Origin of the sequence: Nocardiopsis sp. CA-288880, from assembly GCF_050955985.1 — a bacterium.
Classification (GTDB): Bacteria; Actinomycetota; Actinomycetes; order Streptosporangiales; family Streptosporangiaceae; genus Nocardiopsis; species Nocardiopsis tropica.
Window position 1 is genome coordinate 6,026,664 of record NZ_CP192105.1, and the last position, 16,713, is coordinate 6,043,376.

Annotated in this window: 11 protein-coding genes; 3 read left to right on the forward strand and 8 right to left on the reverse strand. The window is 70.7% G+C overall.

Annotation, left to right across the window (positions count from 1 at the left end; translation table 11 throughout):
* Positions 1–27: 27 nt before the first annotated feature.
* The 5 genes from ACQPYD_RS26030 to ACQPYD_RS26050 all read right to left on the reverse strand — a co-directional run bounded on the left by ACQPYD_RS26030 (position 28) and on the right by ACQPYD_RS26050 (position 8,197).
* On the reverse strand, positions 28–1,737 hold the full coding sequence (locus tag ACQPYD_RS26030) for an ABC transporter family substrate-binding protein (protein WP_433698119.1): 1,710 nt from the start codon (positions 1,735–1,737) through the stop codon (positions 28–30).
* Between the two features lie 73 nt (positions 1,738–1,810).
* Entirely contained in the window at positions 1,811–4,015 is a 2,205-nt protein-coding gene (locus ACQPYD_RS26035; RefSeq protein WP_433698121.1) for a dipeptide ABC transporter ATP-binding protein, read from the reverse strand.
* A 14-nt stretch (positions 4,016–4,029) separates the two neighbouring features.
* A complete protein-coding gene (locus tag ACQPYD_RS26040; protein WP_267946155.1) occupies positions 4,030–4,941 on the reverse strand; it encodes an ABC transporter permease in 912 nt (303 codons plus the stop codon).
* A 97-nt stretch (positions 4,942–5,038) separates the two neighbouring features.
* A complete protein-coding gene (locus ACQPYD_RS26045) occupies positions 5,039–6,019 on the reverse strand; it encodes an ABC transporter permease (protein WP_267946156.1) in 981 nt (326 codons plus the stop codon).
* Positions 6,020–6,598: 579 nt separating this feature from the next.
* The gene (locus ACQPYD_RS26050) at positions 6,599–8,197 is read right to left on the reverse strand and encodes a family 2 glycosyl transferase (protein WP_433698122.1); all 1,599 of its coding nucleotides are present in this window, start codon (positions 8,195–8,197) and stop codon (positions 6,599–6,601) included.
* A gap of 688 nt (positions 8,198–8,885) precedes the next feature.
* Between ACQPYD_RS26050 and ACQPYD_RS26055 the strand changes: the two genes are divergently transcribed.
* Positions 8,886–9,350, forward strand: a complete 465-nt coding sequence (locus ACQPYD_RS26055) for an ATP-binding protein (protein WP_330160506.1) — start codon at positions 8,886–8,888, stop codon at positions 9,348–9,350.
* A gap of 62 nt (positions 9,351–9,412) precedes the next feature.
* On the opposite strand, the gene ACQPYD_RS26060 is transcribed toward ACQPYD_RS26055, so the two are convergent.
* The 3 genes from ACQPYD_RS26060 to cmtR form a co-directional block, all read right to left on the reverse strand.
* Positions 9,413–9,583 (reverse strand): hypothetical protein, encoded by a 171-nt coding sequence (locus tag ACQPYD_RS26060; RefSeq protein ID WP_267946159.1) that lies wholly within the window; start codon positions 9,581–9,583, stop codon positions 9,413–9,415.
* Positions 9,584–9,881: 298 nt separating this feature from the next.
* Entirely contained in the window at positions 9,882–13,112 is a 3,231-nt protein-coding gene (locus tag ACQPYD_RS26065) for an efflux RND transporter permease subunit (RefSeq protein WP_433698123.1), read from the reverse strand.
* Between the two features lie 595 nt (positions 13,113–13,707).
* Complete coding sequence (gene cmtR, locus ACQPYD_RS26070; RefSeq protein WP_344184550.1) at positions 13,708–14,037, reverse strand: Cd(II)/Pb(II)-sensing metalloregulatory transcriptional regulator CmtR; 330 nt, start codon at positions 14,035–14,037, stop codon at positions 13,708–13,710.
* Positions 14,038–14,164: 127 nt separating this feature from the next.
* Between cmtR and ACQPYD_RS26075 the strand changes: the two genes are divergently transcribed.
* Positions 14,165–15,085, forward strand: a complete 921-nt coding sequence (locus ACQPYD_RS26075) for a cation diffusion facilitator family transporter (RefSeq protein ID WP_433698124.1) — start codon at positions 14,165–14,167, stop codon at positions 15,083–15,085.
* Positions 15,086–15,339: 254 nt separating this feature from the next.
* The gene (locus ACQPYD_RS26080; RefSeq protein WP_433702135.1) at positions 15,340–16,692 is read left to right on the forward strand and encodes a TrkH family potassium uptake protein; all 1,353 of its coding nucleotides are present in this window, start codon (positions 15,340–15,342) and stop codon (positions 16,690–16,692) included.
* Positions 16,693–16,713: the final 21 nt, after the last annotated feature.

The window sequence follows — 16,713 nt, forward strand, 5'->3', positions numbered from 1 at the left end:
CCGCCGTGGGCGGTGCCGTCGCGGAGGCTACTCGGCGAGCCAGCCGATGTCCTCGTAGACGTAGCTGCCAGCGACGCCGTAGGCGCCCCAGTTGCGCAGGTTCTCGTCCATCGCGTACTGGCCGGGACGCTCGAACAGAGGGATGGTGAGGACCTCCTCCCAGATGGCGGCGTCGATCTGGTTGGCGATCTCGGCGTAGCGGTCCGGGTCGGTCTCCCCGGCCAGCTCCTCGTAGAGGTCGTTGATCTCCTGGGTGGAGTGGAAGCTGGTGTTGTTGCCCCACTCCTCCCCCGCCTCGTCGACCGGGCCGCTGTAGTTGCCCTCGGTGTCGGTGGGGTAGGGGTTGGAGCCGGTCAGGACGAAGCTGGCCATCTCGTAGTTGCCGGGGATGACGTAGTCCGAGAACAGGGCGTTGCCGGGAACGTTCTGGACGTCCACCTCGACGCCGATCTCGGCGAGCATCTCGCGGGCGATGTCGCCCTCGTCCTTGGCCAGCTGCATGTTCTCGGAGGCCACCCAGCCGAGGGTCAGGGTGTCGCCCGCCTCGTTGGTGCGGAACTCCGCGCCCTCCTCCAGGGTCCAGCCGGCCTCGTCGAGCAGCGCCGCCGCGGCCTCGGGGTCGTAGGTGCCGACCGGGTCGCTGTTGTCCTGGTAGCCGTTCTGGCTGGAGCGGAGCAGGCGGTTGACCTCGCCGGTGATGGGCCAGTCCACGGCGCCCAGGGCCACCTCGGCCATGGTGTCGCGGTTGACGGCCATGGAGATGGCCTGGCGGACGTTCTTGTCCTGGAGCATCTCGCTGCCGGCGTTCAGCGAGATGAACCGGTGGGCGTTGTCGACGGCGCGGGTGAAGTAGGTGCCCTCGCGGTCCTTCAGGAGCTCCCACGCGGCGGCGTCGTAGCCGAGGTAGAAGGCGTCGATCTCACCGTTGTTGAACGCGGTCGCCTGGCCGTCGATCGCCACGTGGGTGAAGACGATCTCGTCCAGCATGGCGGGCTCGCCCCACCAGTCCTCGTTCTTCGTCACCGTGATGCGCTGGGTGACGTCGTCGAACTCGGGGTTCGCGAACGGGCCGGCCGTGACGGGGATCTCGCCGTCGTAGCCCTCCAGGAAGAGCTCCTCGTCCTCCATGTACTCCTTGGGGTACACGATGTCGAAGAGGGCGGGCCAGTCGGCGTAGGGCCGGGAGAACTCCAGGGTGAACGAGAACTCGTCCTCGCCCTGGACGACGTCCTCGATCCACTTGTAGCCGGTGTCGGAGCCGACCTCGAACTCGCCGTCGCGCTCACCCTTGCGGGTGATGACCTGGGCCTCGTAGTCCTCCCAGGTGATGGGCTCGCCGTTGGACCAGACCGCGTCGGGGTTGAGGGTGTAGGAGACCTCCAGGCCGTCGTCGCTGACCCCGTAATCGAGGACGTAGGCCTCGTTGGGGGCGAAGCCGCCCTCGTCGTCGAACCGGGTCGGGGTCGGCATGAGGGCGCCCAGGACACGGCGCACCTCGGCCTTGTTGCCCTGGACGTGCACCATGTTGTGCTGTTCTTCGTACTCGCTGAGGGCCCACACGAAGGTGCCGCCCTCCTGCAGGTCCTCGCGCGGAGCGGCGTTGAGGTCGGACGCGGGTAGCGCGGCGACCTCCTCCTGCGCGGCGTCCGGATCGTTTCCGTCATCGCTGCCGCAGGCGCTGGCGACCATCACCAGGGCGGCGACGGGGGCGAGATAGCGCGCCTTCCCGATTCGCATGGGGATTCCTCCTATGGGGGTGGTTCTGCCGGCGCGCGGGGCGGCGCCGGCGGTGCCTCGAAGGGCCGGGGGGTCAGACGACCTGGCGCCGTTCCGCGTAGTGGCAGGCGGCGCCCTGGTCTCCTCCGCTGGTGGCGAGGATCTGCGGTTCGACGTTCACGCACGCGTCCTTCTCCGTGTCGGAGAGGGTGATGAACTTCTGGCACCTGGTCCGGAACCTGCAACCCGAGGGCGGGTTGGCGGGGCTGGGCAGGTCTCCGTCGAGGACGATGTGGGTGCGGGCCCGCTCCTTCTCCGGGTCGGGGATCGGGATGGCGGACAGCAGCGCCTGGGTGTAGGGGTGCGCGGGCCTGGAGTAGACGGACTGGGTGTCGCCGATCTCCACGATCCGGCCGAGGTACATGACGGCCACGCGGTCGGCGATGTGCCGCACCACGGACAGGTCGTGCGCCACGAACAGGTAGGAGAGCCCCAGCCGGGCCTGGAGCTCCTCCAGGAGGTTGACGACGCCGGCCTGGATGGAGACGTCGAGAGCGGACACGGGCTCGTCGAGGACCAGCAGCTTGGGCTCCAGCGCCAGGGCACGGGCGATGCCGATGCGCTGGCGCTGGCCGCCGGAGAACTCCGAGGGGAAGCGGGTGGCGTGCTCGGGGTCGAGGCCGACCAGCTGGATGAGCTCGTAGACGCGCCGGGTGACCTCGGCCGTGCCGGTCCGGTGGGCCCGCAGGGGCTCGGCGATGATGTCGAACACCGGTATGCGGGGGTCCAGGGAGCTCATGGGGTCCTGGAAGACGATCTGCATGTCGCGCCGCAGCGCGAACCGCCCGCTCTTGCCGAGCGTGGTCACGTCCTTGCCCATGACGGAGACGGAGCCGCTCTGGGGCTTCTCCAGGTCCATGATCTGCATGAGGGTGGTGGACTTGCCGCAGCCGGACTCGCCGACGAGCGCGAGGGTCTCGCCCTCGCGGATGTCGAAGTCGATGCCGTCCACCGCGTAGACCGTGCCGACGCGCCGCTTGAACACCATGCCCTTGTTGAGCGCGTGGTGCTTGACCAGGCCCTCGACCCGCAGCATCTCGGGCCGGTCCTCGCGGGGGACGTCGGCGGCCGGGACGTCGGGGATCTCCGGGACGGGGTAGATGTCCTGGGCGGTCCAGCCCCGGTCGGCGATCTCGCCGGAGCGGATGCACGCCACCCGCTGCACGCCGGTGTCGTGGACCCCGGTGCTCCCGGGCGCGGTCCCGCCGTCGGCGTGGGCGAGCCGGATGGCCTCCGCGCTCGGCTGGGAGCCGATGGCGAGCAGTTCGGGCTCGGCGGCCTCGCACTCGGGCTGGGCGATGGGGCAGCGCGGCGCGAAGGGGCAGCCGGGCGGAAGGTGGGACAGCGACGGCGGGGTGCCCTTGATGGGGACGAGGGCGCCCTGGCGGTCCAGGTCCATGCGGGGGACGGCGCCGAGCAGGCCCATGGTGTAGGGCATGCGGCTGCTGTAGTAGATCTCGTCGACGGTGCCGATCTCGACGGGGCGGCCCGCGTACATGACCAGGACGCGGTCGACGAAGCCCGCGACCACCCCCAGGTCGTGGGTGATCATGACGATGGCCGCGCCGGTCTCGTTCTGCGCGGTGCGGAGCAGGTCGAGGATCTGGGCCTGGATGGTGACGTCGAGCGCGGTGGTGGGCTCGTCGCAGATGATGACGTCGGGGTTGTTGGCCATGGCCATGGCGATCATGACCCGCTGGCGCATGCCGCCGGAGAACTCGTGCGGGAAGGACCGGTAGCGCTGGGCCGCGTTGGGGATGCCGACGAGGTCGAGGAGTTCGACGGCCCGATCGTGCGCCTTGGCCTTGGGGGTCTTCGGGTCGTGGACCAGGACGGCCTCGGCCAGCTGGTCGCCGACGGTGTAGACGGGGGTGAGGCCGGAGAGCGGGTCCTGGAAGACCATGGAGATGACCTTGCCGCGTTTGGCGGCCATCGCCCGGTCGTCCAGTCCGAGGATCTCCTCCCCGTGCAGCAGGACCGAGCCGGTGATCCTCGCGTGCTCGGGCAGCAGCCCCATGGCGGCCATCGAGGAGACGGACTTGCCGGAGCCGGACTCGCCGACGATGCCCAGGACCTCGCCTCGTCTGACGGCGTAGCTGACGCCGCGGACGGCGTGCACGTCGGGGTTGCCGTCGAACCCCGGGAAGGTGACGGTGAGGTCGGCGACCTCCAGGACCGGGCTGTCCGCGGTCCGCCCGTCTCGGGCGACGTCGGTGGCGGCGACCGTTTCGGTGCTCATGTGTTGCTGTCCCCCTAGGAGCGGCGCGACTTGGACTGCGGGTCGAGGGCGTCGCGCAGCCCGTCCCCGATCATGTTCACCGCGAGCACGAGGACCACCAGCAGGAGCGTGGGGAACATGAACATCCACCACGCCGTGGTCGCGAACCGCGAGCCGTCGGCGATGACCACGCCGAGGCTGATGTCCGGCGCCTGCACGCCCAGGCCGAAGTAGCTCAGCGCGGTCTCGCCGATGATCGCCGTGCTCACGGCGATCGTGGCGTCCGCGATGAGCAGGGACGACATGTTGGGCAGGATGTGCCGCAGGATGATCTTGTGCGGGGGGACGCCCATGTACCGGGCGGCGTGGATGTACTCACGTTCGCGCAGGGAGATGGTCAGTCCGCGGACCATCTTGGAGGTGACCATCCAGCTGAACGCGGCCAGCAGGATGACGAGGACCAGCCAGCCGCCGTTGCCGACGAAGTGCTTGGACAGGATCGCCAGGACGACGAAGCTGGGCAGGACCAGGGCCAGGTCGGCGATCCACATGAGGCCGCGGTCGGTGAGGCCCCCGAAGTACCCGGCGAAGGAGCCGACCAGAGCGGCGACCGCCGTCGAGAGCAGGGCGACGAGGAGTCCGATGAGCAGCGACCTCTGCAGGCCCGCGGTGCTCTGGGTGAGGACGTCCTGGCCGGTGCGGTTGGTGCCCATCCAGTGCTCGGGCGAGGGCGGGTCGATGAGGGAGGTGTAGTCGCGCTCCCCCACGTCCCATCCGGTCAGGAGGGGGCCGATGAAGGCGACGGCCAGCAGCAGGACGAGCATGCCGAGCCCGATGATGACGCGCCGCGTCCCCAGGAGCTGGCGCCCGATGTCCCTCAGGCGGTTGGGCGCCGGCGGCACGGCCGGTGCCGGTGCGGGCTCCGTGCTCGTTTCGGTCGTACTCATGGCGTGGTCTCCAGCCGGGCTGCCGCGGTGGTGTGCGGGGCGGTCGAGGGGCGGGACGCGCGGGCGTCGCCGTGGGTGGTGCGGGGGCCGGTCACGATCACACCCGCACCCTCGGGTCGAGCCAGGCGTAGAGGATGTCCGAGAGGAACGAGGCGGCCATGACCGTCACCGCCATGAAGAAGGAGACCGCCGCGACCACGTGGACGTCGTGCTGGGAGATCGAGTCGATCAGCCAGGCGCCCATGCCGTGCCAGCCGTAGATCTTCTCGGTGAAGGTCGCGCCGGACACCATGATCCCGAAGGTGAAGGTGAAGTAGGTGATCGTGGGGATCAGCGCGGTGCGCAGGGCGTGCTTGAACAGCGCTCTCCTGCGGGTGAGCCCCTTGGCCATGGCCGTGCGCACGAAGTCGGCGTTGAGCACGTCGAGCATCATGTTGCGCTGGTAGCGCGCGAAGGCCGCGAACAGGGAGAGGGCGAGCACGATCGTGGGCAGCAGCGCGTGGTGTATCCGGTTGAGCAGGAGTTGCCACCACTCGCCCCGGAAGCCCGCCGAGTACTCGCCGGAGAAGATCAGCAGCTGGAAGCCGACGAGGTCGTTGATGGCGGTCGCGCCCACCTGGACGCTGATCGCGATGACCACGGTGGGCACGGAGAGGACGAAGAAGGCGACTGCCGTGGAGGCCTTGTCGAAGCGCCTGTACTGGCGTACGGCGGAGTAGGCGCCGACGGCGATGCCGACGGCGGCGCCCAGGACGGTGGCGAACGTGATCAGGCGCAGCGTGACGCCGGCCTTCATCCAGATCTGGGGGGTGACGTCACGCCCCTGGATGCTCTGCCCGAAGTCCCCCTGGACCACACCGCCCAACCAGACCGCGTAGCGCTCGGCCAGGGGCGTCTCGTCGTTGAGGTTGAGGGTGTCGAGCTGGGCGTTGATGACCTCGGCCGTGGGCGGGGGCTGCATCTGCTCGAAATAGCCGCGCGGATAGAGGTTGGTTGCGGCGAGCAGGTAGGCGAAACTCGTCGCGAGAAAGATCAGCACGACGTAGTTCAGCAGCCGCCTGGCCAGGAACTTGCCCAAAACTATCTCCGAACCTCACAGCCGAGCCCGACGCTTGTCCCTTGTGCGCGGTCGTGACTGAGAGCACCGAGGGTCACGGATCGGAGGGGCGCGGCGGGTGCCGCCGTTGGGCCTTCACGTTCCTGCGACCACCGGTGGGGGTTACTCCCGGTGACTACCAAAACACAATTGCATCCGGTTCACGATCAGTGACCGGAATGTCAAGAGTCTGCGGGAGCACTAGACACTCGACGGTAACCACTCCATCAAGAAAAGACAACGGTGCCCATTCGACCATCCGGATGCATCCGTTTTGTCAATCTTTACACACACAGCTTCCCGACGACTCCACACAGTTACCAATACACCAGCTGACCTGCAAAAATAAACTCCAGAGGATCCCGAATGAAACAACATTCAAGCCCTCGAACTGGACATATCACCACAAATGCGCCATCAAACATCAATAGTTAGTAACACACACGAAACCCTGACTCCTCCTACAGGCGAACGCGTACCGAACGCCCCTGCCCGCCGTGTCCCGCGCGCAGGGCACAGCGGACGCGCGAAGGCGAGGCCCCTCACCCTGGGTAGCGAAAGTCAGTGACGGCTGACGAGGGCGGGCACGCTCTCCCGAACGGCGGCCGCCCCGGCCCCCTCGGGGGCGGGCGCCCACGGCGCGGCCCCGGCCGCCACCGCCACCGGCCGCAGCACCAGGGGAGCCGCGGAGAGCGCCCCCGCCATCCCCCGCCAGGCGCCCAGCGAGCGGGCGGCGTCGCCCGCGGCTCCCAGGACCGTCCAGGTCACCGGACCCGCGAGGGCCACGCCCCTCCCCCTCCGCCATGCCGCCAGGTGCGGCAGGACCAGGGCCGCCCCCGACACCGCCGCGATCCGGGCGCCCCGGCGCGACCGGGAGGACCGCCGCGCGCCCGCCCCGCGGCGTCCCCGCGCCACCGTGCCGGCGACCACGGCGGCGACGGCCGCCGGCCACCAACCGGCCCGCGCCGCGCGCGCACCCGCCCCGGCTGTGCGCACCAGGTCGAGCCCCGTCAGCCTCACCGCCTCCGCCAGAGGGGCGCCCTCCCGGCCGCAGACCGCGGTCGCGACCGCCGCGCCGCCCAGGGCCCCGACCGCCAGCGCCGCGCCGGGGCGTCCGGACGCCGCCAAAGCCAGGGCGGCCGCCCCGGGCCAGGAGACCTCGGGCCCGGCGGCCCGTCCTCCGTGGCGGCGCGCCAGGGGCCCCGCGATCGCACCGGAGGTGAAACACGCGCGCAGGTAGTCCCCCATGTCCGTGGTCGGCGGCATCCGCACACGGGACCTCGGCTCGTAGCGCACCGACCACCCGGCTCCGGCGAGGCGCCACAGGAGGTCGAGTTCGGCGGCCGGCCCCAGCTCGGGGTCCAGGTCGGCGACGGAGCGGCGCACGACCAGCACCGGGACGGGACGCAGCGGATCGTCGGAGCCCTGGTCGCCGAAGGCTCCCGGGCGCGCCTGGCCGGGGGTCCCGTGCCCCCAGGGGAGGAGGGCCCCGGGGTCGGCGCCGCGGTCGGGCCCGGCCCCGTGGGCGGCGACGGCCGCCACCGCCCGGCCCAGGGGGCCGGGGGTCCGGGGCCGGTCGGTGAGCGCGCGGGGCACCACGGCCGCCACCCCGGGGTCGGCGAAATGCCCCAGGGCGGTGTCCAGCCATCCGGCGGTGGGACGCGCCCCCGCCTCGACCAGGGCGACGAACTCCGCGGAGCAGGCTCCCAGCGCCACCGCCCGTGCCTGCGCGCCCCCGGGCGGGCCGGGCACGACCCGGGCTCCGTGCCTGCGCGCGGTCCACGCACAGGCCCCGGTGGCTCCGACGACGACCGGCCGCAGTTCCGGGTGGGACGCGGCGAGGAGGCCGAGCGTGGTCTCCAGCGCGGCGGGACCCGCCTGGCCGACGACGGCCACCTCGGCGGTGCGCCCCGGCGGGAGGGGCAGCGGACGGGGGTGGGCGAGCCCGGCCCTGATCAGGTCGCGGGCGAGCAGGCCCTCGTCCGCTCCGGCGGGGACCGCGCCGCTCAGCCAGCGGATCAGCGCGCTGACCTGGGCCGGGGCGAGGCGGACGGCCCGTGGCGGGCAGCCGCCCAGGAGGAGGTGCCCCTCGTCGGCGAGGCGGACGGAGCGGTCGATCTCGACACCGAGGCCGGGGGGAAGCGGGGAGCGGGAGGCCATGCCCCATACCTTGTCGGGTCGGACACGGCGGACGCAAGACCGCGGGAGGCACCGAGATCGGGGAGAGCTTGACGTAATCGTTACTTGGGCTCTCGAGTCCCACGAGTCACGAATCCCCGCCGATAGGCGCGCCCGCCCACCCGCCCCGTCGGGCCGAACGCCCTCTTCGGGCAGCTCAGCGGGGGTTATCCTGGCCAAGCCAGGTCGGCTGGGTTTCCGGGGAGGCACAGAGCGTATGCTGATCGCGAATACGCCCTTCAGTGTCGTAGGGCACATCCGCTACCAGACATGAGCATGCAGCACGGCCCGCCCCAGGCCCCACCACCGTCCCCAGGGAAGCCAAGCGGCTTCTCACCCAACGCCTGTCGCCGCCCTTGCGCAGTCGTGGCACAGTCCCGCTTCCCTCCCTGCTCCAGGGGGCTCCGCCCTGTGCGTCCGCTCCGCGCCGTGACCCGTCCCCACGGGCACGGACGCCTCGAGGACCCGGCGCTGCGTTGCCCTGCCCGCCGCGAACACACGTCATCGGGGAGCGAACCCAATGTGTGAGACCGCAGCATCCCAGAGCTCTCTCGGACCCCTCGTCGCGCGCCACGCGCACGGCCCCGCCCACAGGACCCGTCCCCCGTCGCCGGACGCACTCCCGGCCCCGGTCCCTCCGCCCAGTCCCTTACACAGTCCGGCGAATCACATGGAAGACGAGATACCCCACAGCACCGGCACCGCCCGCAGACCCGCGCGGCGACGGTTCCCGGGGCTGCCGAGCCAGATCGCCTACGCGAGGCGGTTCGTCGCCCGGCAGCTGGCCGCCTCACCGGAGCTCACCACGGCGACGCTGTTGACCAGCGAGCTCGCCACGAACGCCATCACGCACAGCGCCTCGGGCCGGGCGACCGGCAAGTTCGAGGTCAGCGTCCACCTCGCCCCCGGGTGGGCGCGCGTGGAGGTGCGGGACCTGGGGAACAGGGTGGAGGCGCCGCAACCCCAGCACCGGGACCCCTACGACACGGCCGAGCACGGCCGCGGCCTGGACCTGGTCGAGGCGCTGTCCAGCAAGTGGGGAACCGAGCCCCGCGCCGACGGGATGGGGCGCAGGGTCTGGTTCGAGCTGGTGTGGGACTGCGACGCCGACCCCGTGGACGCGGCGGCGGAGTAGGGGTTCGGGCGGGCGGCCGCTCCGTCACGCCGCCCCGGCCGCCCGCGGGCGCGGGCCCGCCGTCACCCCTCGGTGCCGGCCCCCTGCTGCTCCTGCGCACCACCGCCCTCGGTGGGCGCGGGGAGCCGGTACCGCTCGTAGAGTTCGCGCGCGTAGTCCTTCGCCTCCTGCGACGGCTCCTCGCCCAATTCGTCGCGGACCAGGTCGTCGAGGCTCTTGTTCGTTTCTGCCATGTGTCGCAGCCTGCCTGTAGTGCGCGGATTGCACAAATCGCCGCTCCGGTGACGGAGAGGGACGACCGATAAGTCCTACATAGTAGGCATTTCGGTGACATCACCCGGTTTCCCCTGGGCAGACGTTGCACGACGGACCCGCCGGCGTTCCGGCGGGCCCCGTCGGCACCGGTCCTCCCCGGTCCCCGTGGTACCGGGATCCACGGGCCCCGGGCGCCGGTCGCCCCCCGCGAGGCGGTACCGCGAACGGCGAGGGGCGCCCCGCGCGTCGCGCGGGGCGCCCCTGTGGAGCCTGCGGCTACGAGCCGACCCGCTCCTCGGTCCGCTCGGACCCGGACGTGCCCCCCTCGGGCGCACCCCCCGCGGCCTTGCGCTTGCGGGCGCGGCGCCGTTCGGCGCGCTCCGCGCTCCGCGCGGCACGGCGCTGCTTGGACCACTCCACCAGCTGGTAGAGGACCGGGACCAGGACCAGTGTCAGCACGGTCGAGGTCAGCAGGCCGCCGATCACCACGATCGCCAGCGGCGCGGAGATGAACGCCCCGCCGCCGGTGATCCCCAGGGCCATCGGGGTCAGTGCCGCGATGGTGGCGAGCGCCGTCATGAGGATGGGCCGCAGACGGTGGCGGGCACCCTCCACGATCGCCTCGCTGAGCGGCATCCCGTTGTTCTGGTTCTGGTTGATCAGGTCCATCAGGACGATGGCGTTGGTGATGACCACGCCGATGAGCATCAGCATGCCGACCATGCCGGCGATGCCCAGCGGGTTCCCGGTGATCAGGAGCAGGCCCAGCGAGCCGGTGATCGCGAACGGGATCGAGATCAGCAGCATGAGCGGCTGGAGCAGGCTCTTGAAGGTCGCGACCATGATCAGGTAGCAGATCACGACCGCGGCGAGCATCGCCAGCATCATCGAGGCGAAGCCCTCGGACTGGTCCTGGCTGACGCCGCCCAGGGTCGCCGAGGCGCCCTCCGGCAGGTCCAGCCCGTCGAGGGCCTCGGTGATGGAGGCGCTCACCGCGCCCAGGTCGGAGGCGGTGACGCTCGCCGACACGGTGGCACTGGTGATGCCGTCGATCCGGGTGAGCTCCGGCTGCTGGAGCACCTCCTCGACCGTGGCCACGTCGGACAGCGGGACGGCCCCGGTCGCGCCCATGACGGGCAGGTCCTCCAGGTCGGCCACCGTCTGCGGGGCCTCGTCGAAGCGGACCACCAGGTCACGGCGGGTGTCGTCGAGGGTGACGGTGCCGACGTTCTGGCCGTTGAAGGCCGCGGAGACCTGCTGGCCGACCGCCGCCTCGGTGAGGCCGACGGCCGCGGCCTCCTCGCCGTCGACGCTGACCTCCAGCGAGGACTGCTCCTCGGCGACGCTGTTGGTGATGTCGGCGGTGCCGTCGATGGCGCTCAGCTCGTCCTCGACCATGCCGGTGGCCTCGGTGAGGACCTCCTGGTCGTCCGCGCTGACCTGCACCTCGATGCCGGAGCCGCCCATGGCGCCCATGCTGCTCAGGATGGGCTCGTACTCGGTGTCCAGGTCCGCGAGGGTGTCGCGGAGCACGTCGCGGTTGCGGGCCTGGTCGGTGTCGGGGTCGGCGGTGACCGTGTAGTCGACCTGGCTGCTGCCTCCGCCGCCCATCATGCCGGCCATGCCCCCGCCGCCGACGTTGGTCTGGTAGGACTCCACCCAGGCGAACCCGGCCAGGGCCTCCTCGACCTTGACGGCCTCGGCGTCGGCCTCCTCCAGGGACGTGCCCGGGGGCAGCTCCTGGACGATCGCGTAGGAGTTCTCCTCGGACTGCCCCATCCAGTCGGTCTCGAGGTTGGTGGCCATGAAAACGGTGCCGGCGAAGATGACGGCCGAGGCGAGCAGGGTCGTGATCGTGGCGACCTTGCGCTTGGTGGTGATCCACCGGATGACGGGCAGGTAGGCGCGCTGGAGGACACCCTTGCGCTCGCGCTCGTTCTCCTCCTGCTCGATCTCCTCCTGGGTGGCGTCCCCGATGTCCTTGGGGCGCATGAACCAGTAGCAGAGCACCGGGATGAGGGTGATGGAGACGATCAGCGAGGCGGCCAGGGCGAGGCTGGCGGTGACCGCGAACGGCATGAACAGCTCGCCGACCATGCCGCCGACGAACGCCAGCGGGAGGAACACGGCGATCGTGGCGAGGGTGGAGGAGACCACGGCGGCGGCGACCTCGCGCACACCGGTCCGGACGGCCTCCATCCGCTCCTTGCCGTAGTCGAGGTGCCTGCGGATGTTCTCCAGCACCACGATGGAGTCGTCGACCACGCGCCCGATGGAGATCGTGATGGCGGCGAGGGTCAGCATGTTGAGGCTGAACCCGAACGCCTGCATCCCGAGGAAGCCGATCAGGACCGACACCGGGATGGACACCGCGGTGACCAGGGTGGAGCGGATCGACAGGAGGAAGACGAGGATGATGACGACGGCGGCGACGAGGCCCATGCCGCCCTCCTCGACCATCGCGAGGATCGACTCGTTGATGTAGGGGGCCTGGTCGAAGACCACGCTGATGTCGATGTTCGAGCCGAGGACGTCGGCCTGCTCGTCGAGGATCCGCTGGACCCCCTCGGACACCTCGACGGTGTTGCCGTCGGGCGTCGCCATGACCATGACGCCGATGCTCGGGTCGCCGTTGACGCGGGCCAGCGTGGTGGCCTCGTCCTGGACGAGTTCGACGTCGGCGACCTCGGAGATCTGGACCGGGGCGGGCGGGGCCGCCGGGGGCGCTCCGGGCGCCGCGGCGGACATGTCGCCGGCGGCGGCCGAGGGCTGGACCCAGACGTCCTCGATCTGCTCGACGGAGGAGAACTGCTCGCCGGTGGTCACGCTCAGGGTGCGGCCGTCGGAGTCGATGTCACCGCCGGGCTGGAGCAGGCCGCTCGACTGGAGGGCCTGGGTGAGGTCCTGGGGGGACAGTCCCGCGGAGGCGAGCTCGTCCGCGTCCGGGCTGACGACGACGTCGGAGCCCATGGCCCCGGTGACCATCGCCGAGCGCACGCCGGGAAGGGACTCGATCTCGGGGACGAGGTGCGTCTCCAGCGGTTCGACCATGGACTGGTCGTCGCCGTCCTCGGCGCCCGCGGCGAGCATCACGACCGGCATCATGTCCGTGCTGAAGGACATGACGCTGGTGCTGACGTCCTCGGGGAGCATGCCGGAGATCTGGTCGACCGCGATCTGCGTCTGGCGCACCAGGTCGTCCTGGTCGGAGCCGTAGTCGAACTCGACGGTGACCTGGGATGAGCCGGTGCTGGAGGTGGAGGTCACCGTGGTGGCGCCCGCCACGCCCTGGACGGCCTGCTCCAGGGGCTCGGTGACCTGGTTCTCCACGACCTGGGGCGAGGCGCCCTGGTAGGTGCCGGAGACCATCACCATCGGGAGGGACATCTCCGGGAAGAGCTCCCGCTTGGCAGAAGCGGCCGCGAGGACTCCGAAGAAGAGGACGGCCAGGGTGACGAGCAGGACCAGCGCCCGGTTCTTGAGCGACATGACCGCGAGGCGGTTCATACCGTGGCCCCTTCCGAGCGGCGGGCGGCGGTCCCTGCCGGGGGACGGCCCGTACCACGGGCCCTTGTGGCCGATCTGGACATGAGAGGTTTTCGCTCCTAGTTCGCTGCTGACCACGGGAGCAGACCGTGGTGTGGTGGTCGAGCGCTTTCCGACGACCGTCGGGCGGGCACGCCGTCACTGCGGTCTGGTGACCGGTCCTCGAACGTGTGGTGCTGGTGGGGACGCAGGTTGTGCGTTCGCGACGTGCGGCACAGGGGGAGCATCCGCCTGGCGCACGATTCAGAATACGTCGCGTTATATCGGAAGATCCGCCAACCCCGCCCGGTTCAGGGGACTCTCAGGGGCGCGTCAGTCTTCTGTCAGGGTCGATCCCTGACCAAAGTTAGGGACGTCCGCCGTAAGTCGGAGTCCCCCGGGGGTGAGGTGGGCCTTCCCGCGGTCGCAGGTCCCGGTTTCTTGTAAGGGACATCACAGCCACGATTTCCGGTCCACCAAAAAAGACGCCGCGACCGGGGACGCGACGCCTTCGCGAAAACGGCCTGTGGACAACCGGGAGAGCGGGGCCCGCCGGGGCATCCTGAAGGGGTGGGACTCAGCCCGCCCGGTGCTCCTCCAGGGGCTCGTGCGGCTGGGAGGTCCCCCACACCACGCGCAGGAGGTCCTCCAGCGCGTGCGCCAGGGACGCGTCCACCAGCTCGTAGCTGACCTGGCGGCCGCGGGCGTGGGTGTGCACCAGCCCGCAGTCGCGCAGGCAGGCGAGGTGGTTGGAGACGTTCTGCCGGGTGAGTCCGAGCTGGTCGGCCAGTCCGGCCGGATAGTTCGGCCCCTCGAGGAGGGCCAGGAGGAGGCGGGACCGGGTCGGATCGGACAGCGCGCGCCCGAGCCGGTGGATGGCGGACAGGCGCTGCTCGGAGGTCAACATGAAAACCATTGTACATAGTTTGCTGTATAGACAGCCTTGGCTGTATAAACAGTGAAGGCTGAACTATGGGGCGCCGTCGCACACGGCGCCCGAGGTCACGGGACGACGCGGACAAGAGGGAGGCGCCGTGGGAGCGGGACACGGGCACGGGCACGGACACGCGATCACCGCCGGCGCGGCCAACAGCAGGAGGCTCGCGCTGGTCCTGACGATGATGGTCGCCGTCGCCGCCGTCCAGGTCGTGGGCGCCGCGTACAGCGGCAGCCTGGCGCTGCTCGCCGACGCCGGCCACACGGTCACCGACTCCTTCGGCGTGGCCCTGGCCCTGGCCGCCGTCTGGATCGCCTCCCGCCCCGCCACCAGCCGACGGACCTTCGGCTACCAGCGCGCCGAGATCCTCGCCGCCGCGGTCAACGCGCTCGTGCTGTTCCTGCTGTGCGGGTTCATCGTGGTCGAGGCGGTCGACCGGCTCCGGTCGCCCGCCGAGGTGTCCGGCGCGGGCATGGTCGCCGTCGCCGCGTTCGGCCTGGTCGCCAACATCGCCGCGCTGTTCGTCCTCCGCTCGGGCGCCAAGGACAGCCTCAACGTCAAGGGCGCCTACCTGGAGGTCATGAGCGACGCCCTCGCCTCCGTCGGCGTCATCGTCGGCGGGATCGCCGTGTGGCTGACCGGGTGGGGCCGGATCGACACCCTCGTCTCCCTGGGCATCGCCGCCGTCATCGTGCCCCGGGCCTGGTCCCTGCTGCGCGAGGCCGTGCACATCCTGCTGGAGGCCACCCCCGAGGGCATGGACCTCAGCGAGGTGCGCGACCACCTCCTCGGGCACCCCGCGGTCCTGGACGTCCACGATCTGCACGCCTGGACCATCACCTCCGGGGTGCCCGTGATGTCGGCGCACGTGGTGGTCGCCGAGGAACACCTCCGGGACACCGGGAGAATGCTCGACGAACTCCACGCCTGCCTGACCGGCCACTTCGACGTCGAGCACTCCACCCTGCAGCTGGAGCCGCCGGGCCACGCCGACCACGAGGGCGCCAGACACGACTGAGCGGGCGTCCTCCCAGCCCTGGGCGCGGCCCCTCCGCTCCCTCCGGACCGGGCCGTCGACGTGACCAGACCCGCAACCTTTGACAGAATCGTTCGCGCTTCGTCGAAGGAGGAGAATCCGGTGGAAACCACACACGGCCACGGGCTGCGCACCCGGTGAGCCGACGCCCCCGCCCGCGCGGAGGCAGCCTCGGTGCGCTGGTCCGCAGGACGGCCCCCCGCCTCCGGTCGCCGAAGACCCTCCTCCGCCCGCGCCTGGCCTGGCGGCCGGCCAGGGAACTCCTCGCATGGCGCAAACCGGCCCGCGTCTTCCTCCTCGTCTTCCTCGCCGTGGACCTGGTCGGCACCGCCCTGCTGATGAGCCCGCTGTCCACCCCCGGCAGCGAGGGGCTGGACTTCGTCCCCGCGCTCTTCACGGCCACGTCCGCCCTGGCCGTGTGCGGGCTCGGCGTGATCTCGGTCGGCCACGACCTCAACCTCTTCGGCCAGATCGTCATGCTCGCCCTGATGCAGGTCGGGGGCATCGGGATCATGACCCTGGCGTCCGTGCTCGGAACGGCCATGATCCACCGCTTCCGACTGCGTTCCCAGCTCAACGTGCAGGCCGAGACGCGGAGCCTGTGGATCGGGGACGTCTCCGGCGTGGTCCGCCGCGTCGCCCTGGTCTTCCTGGTGCTCCAGGGCCTGACGTTCCTGCTCATCGCGCCCCGGATGTGGCTGGGCTACGACATGTCCCCGGGGGAGGCCGCCTACTCCGGCCTGTTCCACTCGATCTCGGCGTTCAACAACGCCGGCATCTCCCTCTACGACGACAGCATGATGCGCTTCTCGGGGGATCCGCTCATCCTCCTGCCGGTGGCCTTCGCGGTGATCCTCGGCGGCCTCGGCTTCCCGATCCTGCTCGAACTGCGCCGCAACCTCGGCGAGCCCCGCACGTGGAGCCTGCACGCCAAGATCACCATCACGACCACGGCCATCCTCTTCCTCGGGAGCTTCCCGCTCATCACCGCGATGGAGTGGGGCAACCCCGCGACGCTCGGGGCGATGCACTGGACGGACAAGCTCACGGACGGCTTCTTCCACAGCGTGATGCCCCGCAGCGGTGGGCTGAACTCCGTCCCGGTCGGGGAGATGCAGGACTCCACGCTGCTGCTGACGATCATGCTCATGTTCGTCGGCAACGGCAGCGCCGGAACGGCCGGCGGAATCAAGGTCGCGACCCTGGCCGTGATCTTCCTCGTGGTGCTGGCGGAGATCCGGGCGCACAACGAGGTGCACGTGTTCGACCGCAAGCTCCCGCCCGGGGTGATCCGCCAGTCCCTCAGCCTGGTGTTCCTGTCCGCGACGGTCGTCGCGTTCAGCTCGCTGCTGCTCATGCACACGACCCCGTTCCACTTCCTCCCGGTGGTGTTCGAGGTCGTCTCCGCCTTCGGCGTGGTGGGGCTCTCCACCGGCATCACCCCCGACCTGCCCCCGTGGGCCCAGTGCCTGCTCGTCGCGCTCATGGTCGCGGGGCGCATCGGCCCCATCACCGTCGCCACCGCCCTGGCCTTCCGCGACCGCCGCCGGCGCTACGATCTCGCCGAGGCCAGGCCGATCATCGGCTGAGCCGCACAGACAGGAGTCACC